This is a genomic window from Rhodopseudomonas sp. (assembly GCF_048594845.1).
Classification (GTDB): Bacteria; Pseudomonadota; Alphaproteobacteria; order Rhizobiales; family Xanthobacteraceae; genus Rhodopseudomonas.
The window spans coordinates 1-15,528 of sequence record NZ_JBMDXE010000264.1; the positions used below are offsets into that span (position 1 = coordinate 1).

General features: G+C 66.2%; 12 protein-coding genes and 1 riboswitch. Of the genes, 7 read left to right on the forward strand and 5 right to left on the reverse strand.

Annotated features, from left to right (window positions below; genetic code table 11):
- The coding region (locus ACOJTD_RS17025; protein ID WP_420134067.1) for an Hsp33 family molecular chaperone at window positions 1–836 on the forward strand (836 nt) is incomplete at its 5' end.
- A 211-nt stretch (window positions 837–1,047) separates the two neighbouring features.
- On the opposite strand, the gene apaG is transcribed toward ACOJTD_RS17025, so the two are convergent.
- Window positions 1,048–1,440 (reverse strand): Co2+/Mg2+ efflux protein ApaG, encoded by a 393-nt coding sequence (apaG, locus tag ACOJTD_RS17030; RefSeq protein WP_238733171.1) that lies wholly within the window; start codon window positions 1,438–1,440, stop codon window positions 1,048–1,050.
- 314 nt (window positions 1,441–1,754) lie between these two features.
- On the opposite strand from apaG, the gene ACOJTD_RS17035 reads away from it, so the two are divergent.
- From ACOJTD_RS17035 to ACOJTD_RS17055, 5 genes are all read left to right on the forward strand, one after another.
- Window positions 1,755–3,023, forward strand: a complete 1,269-nt coding sequence (locus ACOJTD_RS17035; protein ID WP_420134068.1) for an OpgC domain-containing protein — start codon at window positions 1,755–1,757, stop codon at window positions 3,021–3,023.
- Window positions 3,020–3,823 carry a GDSL-type esterase/lipase family protein gene (locus ACOJTD_RS17040; RefSeq protein WP_420134069.1) on the forward strand — a complete coding sequence of 268 codons (804 nt, stop codon included), beginning with the start codon at window positions 3,020–3,022 and terminating at the stop codon, window positions 3,821–3,823. Before ACOJTD_RS17035 ends, ACOJTD_RS17040 begins: the two co-directional genes overlap by 4 nt.
- Window positions 3,823–4,770 (forward strand): SGNH/GDSL hydrolase family protein, encoded by a 948-nt coding sequence (locus ACOJTD_RS17045; RefSeq protein ID WP_420134070.1) that lies wholly within the window; start codon window positions 3,823–3,825, stop codon window positions 4,768–4,770. Before ACOJTD_RS17040 ends, ACOJTD_RS17045 begins: the two co-directional genes overlap by 1 nt.
- Window positions 4,771–5,030: 260 nt before the next feature.
- Window positions 5,031–6,029 carry a helix-turn-helix domain-containing protein gene (locus ACOJTD_RS17050; protein ID WP_420134071.1) on the forward strand — a complete coding sequence of 333 codons (999 nt, stop codon included), beginning with the start codon at window positions 5,031–5,033 and terminating at the stop codon, window positions 6,027–6,029.
- A gap of 191 nt (window positions 6,030–6,220) precedes the next feature.
- Window positions 6,221–8,965: an autotransporter domain-containing protein gene (locus ACOJTD_RS17055; RefSeq protein ID WP_420134072.1), complete on the forward strand. Its 2,745-nt coding sequence runs from the start codon at window positions 6,221–6,223 to the stop codon at window positions 8,963–8,965.
- A 73-nt stretch (window positions 8,966–9,038) separates the two neighbouring features.
- Here ACOJTD_RS17055 and ACOJTD_RS17060 read toward each other — a convergent pair whose 3' ends face one another.
- The 3 genes from ACOJTD_RS17060 to ACOJTD_RS17070 form a co-directional block, all read right to left on the reverse strand.
- Complete coding sequence (locus tag ACOJTD_RS17060) at window positions 9,039–10,124, reverse strand: glycosyltransferase (protein ID WP_420134073.1); 1,086 nt, start codon at window positions 10,122–10,124, stop codon at window positions 9,039–9,041.
- Between the two features lie 177 nt (window positions 10,125–10,301).
- Entirely contained in the window at window positions 10,302–10,949 is a 648-nt protein-coding gene (locus ACOJTD_RS17065; RefSeq protein ID WP_420134074.1) for a L,D-transpeptidase, read from the reverse strand.
- Between the two features lie 411 nt (window positions 10,950–11,360).
- On the reverse strand, window positions 11,361–12,587 hold the full coding sequence (locus ACOJTD_RS17070; protein ID WP_420134075.1) for an O-succinylhomoserine sulfhydrylase: 1,227 nt from the start codon (window positions 12,585–12,587) through the stop codon (window positions 11,361–11,363).
- A gap of 75 nt (window positions 12,588–12,662) precedes the next feature.
- A riboswitch (SAM riboswitch) is annotated at window positions 12,663–12,742 on the reverse strand.
- Window positions 12,743–12,846: 104 nt separating this feature from the next.
- Between ACOJTD_RS17070 and ACOJTD_RS17075 the strand changes: the two genes are divergently transcribed.
- Window positions 12,847–13,953, forward strand: a complete 1,107-nt coding sequence (locus ACOJTD_RS17075) for a 2'-deoxycytidine 5'-triphosphate deaminase (RefSeq protein WP_254984478.1) — start codon at window positions 12,847–12,849, stop codon at window positions 13,951–13,953.
- 130 nt (window positions 13,954–14,083) lie between these two features.
- On the opposite strand, the gene ACOJTD_RS17080 is transcribed toward ACOJTD_RS17075, so the two are convergent.
- Window positions 14,084–15,427 (reverse strand): PQQ-dependent sugar dehydrogenase, encoded by a 1,344-nt coding sequence (locus ACOJTD_RS17080; protein WP_420134076.1) that lies wholly within the window; start codon window positions 15,425–15,427, stop codon window positions 14,084–14,086.
- Between the last annotated feature and the right edge of the window lie 101 nt (window positions 15,428–15,528).

Genomic DNA, 15,528 nt, shown 5'->3' on the forward strand with positions numbered 1-15,528 from the left:
CGCTGCTCGGCTCGGCGCTGAAATTCGACGGCCGCTTCATCCTGCAGACCCAGACCGACGGTCCGGTGTCGCTGCTGATCGTCGATTTCCAGGCGCCCGACCGGCTGCGTGCCTATGCGCGGTTCGACGAGAGCCGGCTGGAGCCGGGTCTGAGTTCCGGTGCGCTGCTCGGCAAGGGCCATCTGGCGATGACCATCGATCAGGGCCCCGACATGAGCCGCTACCAGGGCCTCGTCGCGCTCGACGGCGGCGGGCTGGAGGAGGCCGCGCACGAGTACTTCCTGCGCTCCGAGCAGATCCCCACCAAGGTGCGACTCGCGGTCGGCGAGGAATGGCGCGGCGGCGAAGGTGGCCGGCATCATTGGCGCGCCGGCGGCATGCTGTTGCAGTTTCTGCCGAAGGCGCCGGAGCGCGCGCGCCAGGCCGATCTCGATCCCGGCGATGCGCCCGACGGCGCGGCGGTGCACGCCGTGCCGGAGGACGACGCCTGGGTCGAAGGCCAGTCGCTGATCGGGACGGTCGAGGACATCGAGCTGATCGATCCGGCGCTGTCCGGCGAGCGGCTGCTGTATCGGCTGTTCCACGAACGCGGCGTCCGCGTGTTCTCGTCGCTGCCGCTGCGCGCGCAATGCTCCTGCTCGCGCGACGCCGTCTCCGGCATGCGGTCCCGCGTCTCGGCGCAAGACCGCGCCGACATGGTCAAGGACGGCAAGGTCGTGGTGACCTGCGAGTTCTGCTCTTCGGTGTACGAATTCACGCCGGACGAAGCGGGCGTGGAGCCGGGTGCGGAAGCGACAAACTCAGCGGCGACGAACGGCGCAGCGCCGAACGATTAGTGCGCTCCGCGTAATCAGCCTCTCCGTGTCCCGGACGCGATGCAGCACGCAGTGCTGCTTCGCAGATCCGGGACCCCGGTTCCGGGGCGCGCATCTCACGAAGCAGCTTTCGGTGAATCACGAACCGGGGCCCCGGATCTGCTGCGCACCACGCCGCAAGCGCGGCGTGTTGCGCAGCGTCCGGGGCACGCAGATATCCGCGTGTGGCCCCTCAGTTCAACGTCCGCTTCCCCTCCGGGCTGTCCAGCGAGAAGGCCGGAACGTCGATCTCGAACCGTTCGCCGGTTTCGCTTTCCATCTGGTAGCGGCCGGCCATGAAGCCGGAGGCGGTGGGGAGGGGGACGCCGCTGGTGTATTCGAAGCGCTCGCCGGGCGCGAGCACCGGCTGTTCGCCGACAACGCCTTCGCCGCGGACTTCCTGGGTGCGGCCGGAGGCGTCGGTGATCACCCAATGCCGGGTGCGTAGCTGAACGGTCTCGTCGCCCGAATTCGTGATCACGACGGTGTAGGACCAGAAGAACTGCCGGTTCTCGGCTGAGGACCGTTCGGGCAGGTAGTTCGGCTCGACGGTCACCTCGATCTGACGGGTTACGGCGCGGTACATTGACGTTGTTCCAGCTTGCAGTGCGATCATATCGCAGAATCCCGTTTTGAAACCAGCCGCTCGGAACGATTTTCAGTCTACGCTGCGACACGGGCCGTGGTTTCAACATAGTTGCGGCGTAGTTCCGCGGCGACGCCGGGTCGCACCGACGGTCTGCACGAAACCGGGCATTGTGCCGCCGCGTCCGTCCGCGGCCGCCGCGGATCCCCGGAAGGTCGCGAGGCCGCTCGACGCTCCGTTGCGAAATCTCGCCTGTCCCGATGCGGGCTGGTATATCAGCGTCACGGCGCGATGCTGCGCCCGCCCGGAGCCCCATGACTCCCGTCGCCTCATCCGTTGCCGAACCGGTTGCTGTCACGCCGCCCGCGGAAATTCCGCCGCCGACGGAAGCCGCGCCGCCGCCGGCCCCTCCGCCAAAGCCGGCGATCCGCAAGCCGGTGCCGAAGCGTGAATTGCGGCTGGACCTGTTTCGCGGCCTCGCGCTGTGGCTGATCTTTATCGACCATTTGCCGGCGAATGTGCTCACCTGGCTGACGATCCGTAACTACGGGTTCTCCGACGCCACCGAGATCTTCATCTTCATCTCCGGCTACACCGCGGCCTTCGTCTATGGCCGGGCGATGCGCGACCAGGGTTTCGTGGTGGCGTCGGCGCGGATCATGAAGCGGGTCTGGCAGATCTACGTCGCCCACGTCTTCCTGTTCACGATCTTTCTGGCCGAGATTTCCTACGTCGCCACCAGTTTCCAGAACCCGCTCTACACCGAGGAAATGGGCATTCTGGACTTCCTGAAGCAGCCCGACGTCACCATCGTGCAGGCGCTGCTGCTGCGGTTCCGTCCGGTCAATATGGACGTGCTGCCGCTCTATATCGTGCTGATGTTCTTCCTGCCGGCGATCCTCTGGATCACGCGGCGCTCGCCCGACGTGGCGTTGGCGCTGGCGACCGCGCTGTATGCCGCGACCTGGCAGTTCGACCTGCATCTCACTGCCTATCCAAGCGGCGTATGGGCGTTCAATCCTTACGCATGGCAGCTGCTGTTCGTGTTCGGCGTCTGGTGCGCGATGGGCGGGGCGCAGCGCCTGGCGCGGGTGCTGGCGTCACCCATCACCCTGTGGGTGTCGGTCGCCTACCTGCTGGCGGCCTTCTTCGTGACGCTCACCTGGCACATGCCGCAGCTGTTCCACATCCTGCCGAAGTGGCTCGAACAGTGGATGTATCCGATCGACAAGCCCAATCTGGACGTGCTGCGCTTCGCCCATTTCCTGGCGCTGGCGGCCATCACAGTGCGCTTCCTGCACCGCGACTGGCGCGGCCTGAACTCGCCCTGGTTGCGTCCGCTGATCCTGTGCGGTCAGCACTCGCTGGAGATCTTCTGCATCGGCATCTTCCTTGCTTTCGCAGGCTACTTCGTGCTGGCGGAAGTCTCGGGCGGCGCCGTTATGCATTTCTTCGTCAGCCTGACGGGTATCGTTATCATGTCCGCCGCGGCGTGGCTTTTTTCGTGGTACAAGAATGAGGTGGCCAAGGGTGGGACCCCCAAGGGGAACCCCAACGCCGACCTCGCGGGAGGCGATGCATGATGGCCGGCAGGATGGCCAGCTGGAGAGAGATGCGTGTGCTGACGGGGGCCCTGATCGGCGCCCTGGGGCTGGCGCTGCTGTCCGGGCGCGCCGCCAACGCGGCGCCGGAAGTCGCATCGGTCGGTTGCGAAGCGCCGGCCTATATGCTGGCGACCGACCTGACCCTCAACCGCGTCGTGGCCTCGCTGAAGAACGACCGCAAGCTCGACATCCTGGTGATCGGCAGCCGTTCCTCCACCATCAGCTCGGCGGAAAACACCGGCTACCCAGCGCGGCTGCAGACCCTGCTGCGCGACAAGCTCCCGGGCGTCAACGTCAACGTCACGCTGGAAATGCGAATGAAGCGGACCGCCGCGGAGGTCGCCTCCGGGATCGGCGCGCTGGTCACCGAGCGCAAGCCGTCGCTGGTGATCTGGCAGACCGGCACCTATGACGCGATCCGCTCGATTGACCCGGACGATTTCCGCAGCGCGCTCAGCGAGGGCATCGAGGCCGCCCAGAAGGCCGGGGCGGACGTCATTCTGATGAATCTGCAATACAGTCCCCGAACCGAGACCATGATCAACCCCACGCCGTATCTCGACAACATGCGGGTGGTGGCGCAGGAGCACGACGTTCCGCTGTTCGACCGCTTCGCGTTGATGCGGCACTGGAACGAGACCGTCGAATTCGACCTGTTCAGCCCCGCGCCGGGCATCGATCTCGCGATGCGGGTTCACGGGTGCCTGGCGCGTGCGCTGTCGACCTTCGTGCTCGACGCGACGCATATCAATCCGTCGGAGCTGAGGACGCTGCGTTAATGAGGAGACGTTGCGCGAAATTCGTCGCCCGGAGCGGGGCGGCGGCGCTGGTGTTCGGTGTTCTCGTGTCCGCCGCGTTCGCGCAGGCCGCTCCGACCTCGCCTGATCCAACTTCCAGCACCGAGACGACGCAAGCTCCGGCCCCGTCCGGCCAGAAGGGCATCGCCGGCAAGGCGATCGACAAGGTCAAGCAGGCCGCCAAACAGGCCGGCGACATTCTTACGCGGGTTCCGTGTCTGCCTCCCAAGGGCGGCAGCAAGTCGATGGGCTCGCTGCCGCATGTCGCGCGCAAGCTGGTCGACGGCGAGCCGGTGGTGATCGTCGCGTTCGGCTCGTCCTCGACCCAAGGCTACGGCTCGACCTCTCCAGCCTACAACTATCCCAACCGTCTCGCGCAGCGCCTGCGCCGGCAATATCCGACGGCCGACATCACCGTGATCAACAGCGGCAAGGGCGGCGAGGACGCGCCCGAGATGATGGCGCGGCTGAAGAGCACGGTGCTCGACGCCAAGCCCGATTTGGTGATTTGGCAGGTCGGCACCAATGCGATCCTGCGCAATCTCGATCCGGTCGAGACCGGCAAGCTGGTCGACGAGGGCATCGCCGCGATCCAGGCCGCCGGCTCGGACATTGTGCTGGTCGATCCGCAATACGTGCCGCGCGTCAACGAGCGCGGCGAGAGTGCCGGCAAGATGATCGCTGCGCTCGGCCGCCTCGCCGAGCTGCGCCGCGTCGGGATTTTCCCGCGCTTCGAGGTGATGAAGGACTGGCACGAGCGGCAGGCGCTGCCGTTCGACAGCTTCGTCACCGCCGACGGCCTGCACATGAACGACTGGGGCTATGCCTGCTTCGCGCAGTTGCTCGGCGACGACATCATTCGCTCGGTCGGTCAGATCAAGCTCGGCGTCACCGTCCCGGCGGACGTGCGCGCCTATCGGCCGATGTAATCGCGCTGCACCGTGTTGCGCCGGACGCGCGGTGCAATCCCCGGCTGCGGTCTGCCGACTGCTATCATGCATCATGACTCAGTTGCGCGTCGCGACATGACGCCGCTATTGCGATCGTTCGCCAAGCTGATCTAATCAGAAAGTCGAAACAGACGACCTCGGCGAGATAGTTGCTGCGTACGCGTTCGCCGACGACGCAGGGACTTCCGCGAAGGCCTCGATATCGGGGCCGCGCTCAACTTGCATGAAGCAAGAGGCCGATGTCACGTTCCAAGATCCCGTTGCCGCATCTGCCGTTTCGAATCGCCAACGCGGTCGAGGATCTTGATATCGAAGTGATGTCGGAGCGTCTGTCGAACGGCCGGTCGAAGACCAGCTACCGACTGCCGGCCAGGGATGCGGATTTTCGCAGTGTCTCGCTGATCAAGCAGGTCGGCACATCGACGATCGTGGCGAACGCCTGCACCGCAGTGGAATTCACATCGATCGAGCCCTCCCATGCGATCGTGATGCTGCCGCTGAAGGGCGACGCGATCATCACTCAGGACAAGCGGCAGCTGACGTGGCGGGCGGATGCCTGCGCGGCCTTCCTTCCCGCCGCCGATACGTCGGGCGTTTTCAGCAGCCGCTCCGCGGTCGGCATTCCGGTGATGCCCGATCTGCTGGAAGATCTGGCCGCTCGGATGCTCGGCCGCGATCCGGGCGGTCCGGCGCTGCTCGATCTGTCCACACCGCGCGAGCTGCAACTGGTCTGGGGCAGCGTGCGGTTCAACTCCGCGTTCACGCATCTTCTGTTCGCGATCGACCAGTGCAGCCCTGTGCAGCAGATGCTCGATCGAAGCGGGCTCGATGACGCGATCCACCGCATGCTGGTGATGCTGCTGCAGCCGGAGATGTTCCTGGGCGATCCGGTCCGGCCGAAGCCGCCACGCCGTTATCAGATCGACGACGTCTGCGACTACATCTTGGCCAATCTCGACCGGAAACTCGCGCTGAGCGACCTGGAACCAGTCAGCGGGCTCTCGTCGCGCGTGCTGCAATACGCTTTCCGCGAGCGCTTCGGTTGCTCGCCGATGCAATGGGTGAACGATCAGCGGCTGGAGCAGGTGCGCGCGCTCATCCAGGTCGCGCCCCCCGGAGCCCGCGTCGCGACGATCGCCTCGGCCTATTTCAGCAACCTCGGTGATTTCGCGCAGAAATATCGCCGGCGGTTCGGCGAACTGCCGTCCGTCACGATGGAACGCAGGCGAACCAAGTAAGCGAACTCCCTCGCTGGTTGTAAACCCGCAATGGTTGCGTGATACAAATCTAACACACACTTGTTTTGTTGAAGCCTTCGTTCGCAATCCGAACACGCATTTCGTGCGCGCGGTTTTCGTGCTGTCAGGCACGTGCACCTTTCCCGGAAAGGTCACACACAGCCGGATTCGGCGAATCGCAGGGGCAGGGAATGCAGGTTTACGAACGCGCCGGGGCAGGCACGCGACATCTCGGGGCCGCTGGACGGTTGCGCTCCTCGACGTCCCGCCTGAAGCGCAGCACGGCGCTGAGCGGACTTGCGGGCGTTCTTGCCTTCGCAATCGCGACATCGTTCGCGCTGGAGCCGGCCTTCGCCGACGGCGGCGCCAGCGGTTCTGGCATTTCCGGTGGCGGCGACTCCGTCAGCGGCGTGGGCACTGCGGGCACCGATAGCAGCGGTGGTGGCGGCGGTGGCGGTGGTGGCGCCGGCATCGTCGGCGGCAGCGGCGGTCAGGGAACGTCGATGGGAGGCAGCGTCTTCCCGGGCGGTGCTGGCGGCGCAACGGCCGGCGCCGATGGCTCGGCAGGAACAAGCGCGTCGGGAGCCGGTGCCACGAGCGGCGGTGGTGGTGGCGGCGGCGGCGCGCATGGCTATGTCGGCAGCCTCGCGCCGTCATCGGCAGTCACCGGCGGCAATGGCGGCGCGGGCGGTGACGGCGATTATTATGGCGGCGGCGGTGGCGGCGGCGGTTATGGCGCGGTGATCACCGGCGGCGGAAGCGGGACGTTCTCGGCGAATGTGAGCGCCGGTGCCGGCGGTGCGGGCGGCAACGCCATCGGCAACCCGGGTAACGGCGGATCGGGCGGCACGGGTCTCTATCTCGCGTCGCCCTCCTACACGGCGACGATTCTGGGAGCCGTGACGGGCGGCAACGGCGGTGCCGCAGGCACCGGCTTCTTTCCGGCCGTGGACGGAGCGGGCGGCGTCGGCCTCACCGGCGCCAGCAATCTGACGGTGATCCTCGGCTCCACCGGCAGCATCGCCGGCGGATTGAGCGGAGACGGCGTGACGCGGGCCAATGCCGTCACGTTCACCGGCGGCACCAACGTCTTCGAACTGCAGTCCGGCGGCACGGTGCTCGGCAACGTCGTTGCATTTTCGGCGGCTGATACGTTCCGCCTCGGCGGCGCGACGGCCGGTTCGTTCGACGTATCGACGCTCGGGACGACTGCGCCTTATATCGGCTTCGGCAAATACGGCGTCGCTGCCGGCGGCAACTGGACGCTGACCGGGACCGCGACGTCGACGAATCCATGGACGATCGGCGGCACCGCGCGCGTCGACGGCGATCTTTCGTCCGCATCGCTGACGACGGTGAATGCCGGCGGCGTTCTCACGGGCGCGGGCCGGGTCGGTGAGACGCTGATCAATGGCGGCACGCTCACCGCCGTCAACGGCACGAACTCGCTCGCCTTCAGTGGAAACCTGACCTTCACGGCCGCATCGACCTACATGGTCGAAGTCTCGCCCGCCTCATCGGGGCGCGTGAACGTCAACGGCACGACGACCTTGGGCGGCGCGACCGTCAATGCCGTGTTCGCGCCCGGCAGCTACGTGACCAAGCAGTACACCATCCTGAATTCGACCGGAGCGGTAAGCGGCACGTTTTCGTCGCTGGTCAACACCAACCTGCCCGCCAACTTCACGTCCAGCCTGAGCTACGGGGCGAACAACGTCTATCTCGACCTCGCGCTGAACTACACGCCCACTCCGTCGGGGCCGGTGTTCAACCCGCTGAACCAGAACCAGCTCAACGTCGCCAACGCGGTGACCGGCGCCTTCAATGCCGGCCGTCCGATTCCGGTGGTGCTGGGTAGTCTCACGCCGGCGGGGCTGACCCAGGCTGCCGGCGAGACAGCGACGGGATCGCAGCAGACGACGTTCGATGCGATGAACCTGTTCATGGGAGCGATGATCGATCCGTTCGCGGCGGGGCGTAGCGAGGCGGGCGCATCTGGCGGCAGCGGCTTGATGTCGTATGCCGGCCAGCCTGATCCGCGCGATGCCTATGCGATGTTCGCCAAGGCCGCACCGATGAAGGCCGCTCCGCCCTTGCCGCAATGGTCGGTGTGGGCGACCGGATTCGGCGGCTCGCAGACCACCGACGGCAATGCGTCGGCGGGCACCAACACCTCCACCAGCCGGATCTATGGCGCAGCGGTCGGACTCGACTATCGGATTTCGCCGAGCACGGTCGCCGGCTTTGCGATGTCGGGCGGCGGCACCAACTTCTCGGTCGCCAACAGCGGCAGCGGCCGGTCCGACATGTTCCAGGTCGGCGGCTTCATGCGGCACAGCTTCGGCGCGAGCTATCTGGCCGCGGCGATGAGCTACGCGTGGCAGGACGTGACGACGAACCGCAACGTCGCCGGGATCGATCAGTTGCAGGCCCGGTTCAACGTCAATGCCTTCACCGGCCGGCTCGAAGCCGGGACGCGCTACGTCACGCCCTGGATGGGCGTGGGCGCGACGCCCTACGCGGGCGTGCAGGTCACGGTATTCGATCTGCCGGCGTATAGCGAGCAGGTGATCTCCGGTCCGGGCGTGTTCGCGCTGAACTACGCCGGCAAGGAAGTCACGTCCACGCGCAGCGAACTCGGTGTTCGCACCGACAAAGCCTACCTGCTGGCCGATTCGGTCCTGACGTTGCGCAGCCGGCTCGCCTGGGCGCATGAGTTCAACACCGATCGCAATCTGGCCGCGACGTTCCAGTCGGTGCCGGGCGCGTCCTTCATCGTCAACGGCGCGCAGCAGGCCCGTGATGCGGCGTTGACCTCAGCGTCCGCCGAAATCAAGTGGCGCAGCGGCTTCTCGGTGGCGGCGATCTTCGAGGGGGAATTCTCGGACGTCACCCGATCCTATGCCGGCAAGGGCGTCGTCCGTTATCAATGGTGAGCGCTGCCCTCGCAATGATGTGAGCCCGCTTACGCGGACTCGCGCGAAGCCGATTTACTTTTGCGGGGAGCGGTCAGCGCGCTGCCGGCCTGCAGGAGTCGATGATGCGAACATATGACTCCCGGACGCTGGACGGCTGGCACTGGTTGCGAAACCGCCAGTTGGTCCGGCGCGGGCGGCTTTCAAGATAACCCGCGACTCTCTCGGCGGATCTGATGGACGAATCCGTCAGATCGACCAAGCAGGCGCCCACGCCGAACAGTTCGCGATGCACCGGCAGGTCCGAGAGGATCAGCGGCGTGCCATGGCATGCGGCCTCGGCCGCAGACATGTTGAAGCCCTCGAAGCGCGACACCGTGATGAACGCGACCGCGCGGCGATACAGCGCGTCGAGCTCGCCGCGTGAGACGTAGCCGAGATGCCGGATGGCGGATCTGACCGCGTCAGGCTGCGTCGCCAGATTCTCTGCCAGTCGCTCCTGTCCATGCCCGGTCACCACCAGCCTCAAGCCTGGCCTGAGCGCGAGCAGCGCTGCGAACAATTCCAGCAGCGCGGGAAAATTCTTGTGCGGATGGTGATGGAAGGACGCCAGCAGGAACGGGGCTTCGTTGTCCGCAGCGTCGGAAAGATCGGCGACCGGATGCGCCTCGATCGGATTATAGATCACGCTGCAACGCCGCGGCTTGCCGAACAGGCCGATGAAATCGTTCTTCGTACTTCGGCTGATGAAGACGATGCGGTCCGCGTTGCTTCTGGTCTCCGCGAAGGTCTGGTGCAGCCAGCTGCGTCGTTCCGGTGGAAACAGGTCCGGCAGAAAGGCGAACTGCAGATCGTGGATCACATTGATGATCGCGGGGCCAGCAGCGTTCGGCTGTCTGGCGACCGGCGACTGAAAGTTCGGGAAGAAGAACACCGCGTTCGGCTCGATCCCGGCCAGGATCTCGGCGACTTTGCGCTCGCGGTCCAGATACAGCATGTCGTCATGCGCGCAGCCGAGAGCGGCCGTGAACGCGCGGACGGAAACCAGCCGCTGCTGATAATGCGCCGCGAGCTGGCGAAACAGGAGCCGCGAGAACTCGACCACGCCTCCCATCCCGGGATAGTCGTGGACGATATCGAAGTAATAGATCGGCCAGGACGGCCCTGAAGGACGCTGCATGTCCGGACGTGTCGTGAGCGCCCGCGGGCTTGACCGTCACCAATAAAGCGTTTCGGACGAAAGTGAAGCTCTCCTGCGGTCCGGACAGCAACTCCCAGGCAATTCAAACAGCGAGCCGTCCTGGCTGCGGTGACGCAGCGTCGACGTGTTAAGTCCGGACCGCGCGGAGCATATTGCTCAGCGCACCACGACCTTTGCGCCGGTCGGCACCCGCTCGTAGAGATCGACGACGTCCTGGTTCAGCATCCGGATGCAGCCGGACGACACCGCTTCGCCGATCGTCCACGGCTCGGTGGTGCCGTGGATGCGGAACATCGTGTCCTTGCCGTTGCGATACAGATACAGCGCCCGCGGTCCTAGGGGATTGTTGGCGCCGCCCGCCATGCCGCTCGCCCATTTGCCGTAGCGCTCCGGCTCGCGCGCGATCATGTTCGAGGTTGGAGTCCAGTTCGGCCATTCGGCCTTGCGGCCGACCTGCGCGGTGCCGGTGAAGGCGAGCCCGGCCTTGCCGACGCCGACGCCGTAGCGCAGCGCCTTGCCGCCGTCGAGCACCAGATAGAGGAAGCGCTTGCGCGGCTCGACCACCACCGTGCCGGGCGGTTCGCCGCCGGTGTAGTCAACCACTTGCCGGACATAGGCCGGGTTGAGATCGCTGGCGTCGATGCCGTCGATCGGGAACTTCTCGGTGTCGATCGCCGCATAGCGCGCCGCCAGGGCAGGGTTCACCAGCGACGGCGAGACGCCGATCGGCGACTGGGAATCGGTGACGCAGCCGCCGAGGGCGAGCGCGGCGGCGGCAAGGACAAGCAGGGCGGGCAATTTCATTGGGACAATCGAATTCGCTGATTTCGCTTTGACGGCTGCGCTTCGGCCTCGACCCTTATCACTGGCCCGGCGTTGGCGCGGCCGCAACCTCGTTGGACGCATCGCTGCGTCGTCACCGAGGCAGCAGACAGGTGATAGCATCACCGGCCGTCCGCGCGACGCTTCGCAACTGCGGCATGTCGACGCCCGCGAGTTCCGGGTGTGGTGATGACGCAACTAATTACGTGAGCGCCGCGTAGTCAGCCATCGCATTGAGCGATGATCTCGCCCCCACGTCATGCCCCGCTCGTCGCGGGCATCCACGCCTTGGGCAGATGATACAAGGCAAGACGTGAATGGCCGGGACAAGCCCGGCCATGACGAGAGTGCGAACTACCTGGCTTCGCTCGAAAGCCGTTCAGCGCCTCTGCCTCACACCTTCTCCAGCGCAGCGATCAGGTCCTCGACCAGATCGTCCTTGTGCTCCAGCCCGGCCGACAGCCGGATGAAGCCTTCGCTGATGCCGAGTTCGGCGCGCGCTTCCGGCTTGAGTCGCTGATGCGTGGTCGTCGCCGGATGCGTGACGAGGCTCTTGGCGTCGCCGAGATTGTTGCTGATCTTCACCAGCTTCAGGGCGTTGAGGAAGCGGAACGCCTCGGCCTTGCCGCCCTTGACTTCGAAGCCGACCAGCGTCGAGCCGGCGCCCATCTGCTTCTTCACCGTCGCGGCCTGCGGATGATCGGCGCGGCCCGGATAGACCAGCCGCGGCACCTTCGGGTGCCCGGCCAGCGCGTCGGCGATCGCGGCGGCGTTCTCGGTCTGCTGACGAACGCGGACGCCCAGCGTCTCCAGGCCCTTCAACAACACCCAGGCATTGAACGGCGACAGCGACGGGCCGGTCTGGCGCAGATACATCTGGATGTGTTCTTCGATGAACGCCTGCGACGACAGCACCACGCCGCCGAGACAGCGGCCCTGGCCGTCGATGTGTTTCGTCGCGGAGTACACGACGACGTCGGCGCCGAGTTCGAGCGGGCTCTGCCAGATCGGCGTCGCGAACACGTTGTCGACGACGAGGCGCGCGCCGGCCGCATGCGCGATCTCGGCGATCGCGCCGATATCGAGCACGTCGAGCGTCGGGTTGGTCGGGCTCTCGAGGAAGAACGTCTTGGTGTTGGGCCGCACCGCCTTCTGCCACTGATCGAGATCCAGGCCGTCGACCAGCGTCGACTCGATGCCGTAGCGGGGCAGCAGATCCTCGACCACGTAGCGGCAGGAGCCGAACATCGCCTTGGAGGCGACGACGTGATCGCCGGCGCGCAGCGGCGCCAGCATCGCGGCCGTCACCGCCGCCATGCCGGTGGCGGTCGAGCGCGCCGCCTCGGCGCCTTCGAACTCGGCCATGCGTTGCTCGAAGCTGAACACGGTCGGGTTGGAAAAGCGCGAATACTGGAAGCCGGCGTCGTCGCCGGTGAAACGCGCTTCGCATTGCTCGGCGCTGTCGTAGACGAAGCCCTGCGTGAGGAAGATCGCCTCGGACGTCTCGCCATATTGCGAGCGCAGGCTGCCGGAATGCACCAGGCGAGTCTCGCGGCGGAAATGCGCGGTATCGGGAATGGCAATCGAAGGCTTCGCAGCCGGGGTGGTGGTCTCGGACATGTGGTCTCCCTTCGCGACCACGCCGGGCGGCGCGGGCACAAAAAAACCGGCTTGGGGATCAACCCTCGGGCCGGGAGCGCACTGTCCCCGGCCTGTTTAGCGACTTGTTTAACGTGGCTGCAAGCCGGCCGGCTCAAATCACCACGGGATAAGTCGGGCTCTTAATCCCGCATGCCCTTCCCGTCAAGCCGGCCTTCGGATAACCGATGAAATCCAGTATTTTCCGCGTCTGGCGGTCTGTCCCGCCGTGAGGATCGCCGTGCCGTTTGCGTTGCCGCCCGATGCCGCAGGAATCCTGCCCGACCGCATGATCGCGGCAATGGCGGAGGCCGGGCTGATCCTGCCGGAATATCCATTCGTCGAGAGCCAGATCCAGCCGGCCAGCCTCGATCTGCGACTCGGGCCAATCGCCTACCGGGTGCGCGCCAGCTTCCTGCCGGGGCCTGACTGCACCGTGGCCGAGCGGATCGACGAACTGAAGCTGCACGAGATTGACCTGTCGGACGGCGCCGTGCTGGAGACCAACTGCGTCTACATCGTGCCGCTGCTGGAAAGCCTGGCGCTGCCGAAGAGCATCGTCGCGGCCGCCAATCCGAAAAGCTCCACCGGCCGGCTCGACGTGTTCACGCGCGTGATCGCCGATGGTACCCGGCGGTTCGACATGATCGGCGCCGGCTATCACGGCCCGCTTTACGCCGAGATCAGCCCGAAGACCTTCCCGGTGCTGCTGCGCGAGGGCTCGCGGCTGTCGCAGGTACGGTTCAGCGTCGGCCGCGCCACGCTCGACGCCGACGAACTCGACGCGCTGCACGATGCGGAGCGGCTGGTCGATGCGGACGATGCCGATCTCAATGGCGGCGTCGCCGTCAGCGTCGATCTGTCGGGCGTCAACTCGAACGGCTTCGTCGGCTACCGTGCCAAGCGCCATACCGGCGTCGTCGATATCGACCGCCGCGGCGGCTATCCGGTCGGCGAATTCTGGGAGCCGATCGCGGCGCGGCCTGACGGCACGCTGATCCTCGATCCCGGCGAGTTCTACATCCTGGCCTCGAAGGAAGCGGTGCAAGTGCCGCCGGACTACGCGGCCGAGATGGTGCCGTTCGATCCGCTGGTCGGCGAATTCCGCGTGCACTACGCCGGATTCTTTGACCCCGGCTTCGGCTACGAGGGCGCCGGCGGCCTCGGCTCGCGCGCGGTGCTGGAAGTCCGCTCGCGCGAGGTGCCGTTCATCCTCGAGCACGGCCAGATCGTCGGGCGCCTGATCTACGAAAAAATGCTGTCCCGCCCCGCCTCACTCTACGGCCAGCGCATCGGCTCGAACTATCAGGGCCAGAGCCTGAAGCTGAGCAAGCATTTCAAGGTTTAGTTAGTTCGCGGCGAAGGCATTCGTAGGGTGGCAAAGGCCGTAGCGCCGTGCCCACGCGGATCGCTTAAAATTCGATCCTGCGTCGTGATGGTGGGGCACGCTCCGCTTTGCCGACCCTGCAAACTCGGTCCTACCGCGCCGCCTGCTCCCGCCCGCTCGGCGTCACGCGCCACACCGAGTTGCTGACGTCGTCGGCGACCAGCAGGCCGCCGCGGCGGTCGATTGCGACGCCGACCGGACGGCCGAGCGCTTCGCCCTTGTCGTTGAGGAAGCCGGTGAGGATGTCGCGCGGCGGGCCCGAGGGCTGGCCGTCCTTGAACGGCACGTAGATCACCTTGTAGCCGGAATGCGGCTTGCGATTCCACGAGCCGTGCTGGCCGACGAAGGCGCCGCCTTTCATCTCGGCTGGAAACAGGTCGCCGGTGTTGAAGGCGAGGCCGAGCGAGGCGGTGTGGTTGCCGAGCGCGTAGTCCGGCTTGATCGCCTTGGCGACGAGGTCCGGCCGCGGCGGCTTTATCCGCTCGTCGACGTTCTGGCCGAAGTAACTGTAGGGCCAGCCATAGAACGCGCCGTCCTGCACCGAGGTCATGTAGTCCGGCACGAGGTCGCTGCCGATTTCGTCGCGTTCGTTGACCACCACCCACAGCTTGCCGGTCTGCGGCTCCCAGGCCGGGCCGTTGGGATTGCGCAGGCCGGTGGCGAACAGCCGCGTCGCGCCGCTCTGGCGGTCGACTTCGATCACCGCGGCGCGATTGACCTCTTGATCCATGCCGTGCTCGCCGACATTGCTGTTGGAGCCGGAGGTCGCATACAGCTTGCTGCCGTCGGGGCTGGCGATCAGATCCTTGGTCCAGTGGTGATTGAGCGGCCCGGCCGGAAGATCGGCCAGCTTGGTGCCGGGCGTGGTGATGCGCGTATCGCCCGGATTATAGGTGAAGCGCATGATGCCGTCGGTGTTGGCGACGTAGAAATCGTTGCCGACCAGCGCCATGCCGAACGGCGAGTTGAGGCCGTCGAGGAAGGTGGTGCGGACCTCAGCGACGCCGTCGCCGTCGGCATCGCGCAGCAGCGTGATGCGGTTGGCGCTCGGCGTGCGCGCTCCGGCGCGGCCCATCACATATTCGGCGACGATGCGCTTGATCGTCTTGCCCTGCTCGGGCCGCTCGGGCGCATTGGTCTCGGCGACCAGCACGTCGCCGTTCGGCAGCACATGCAGCGTGCGCGGATGGTCGAGGCCGTGCGCGAACGCCGTCACCGCCAGGCCTTCGGCGGGCTTCGGCTTGGCGCCCTCGGCAAAGCGGACCGCCGGGGCGATGTTGACGGTCGGCAGCAGCTGGCTTTTGGGCTCCGGCAGCTTCGGCGACGGGCCGTAATCCTCGCCCTGCGCGATCTGGGTCTGGTCGCGACAGGCGGCAAGCGGCAGCGTCACGGCGCAGCACAGGGCGAGTCGGCGGATCGTCAAGGGTCGGCGCATCACGTCTCTCCACTCAGGAACACGCCACGCCAATAGCGCAGGCCGGGTTGCGTTCGCCTAAAGGCCATGAAAAATCTGTGAGGCGGCCTTCTGCGATGACG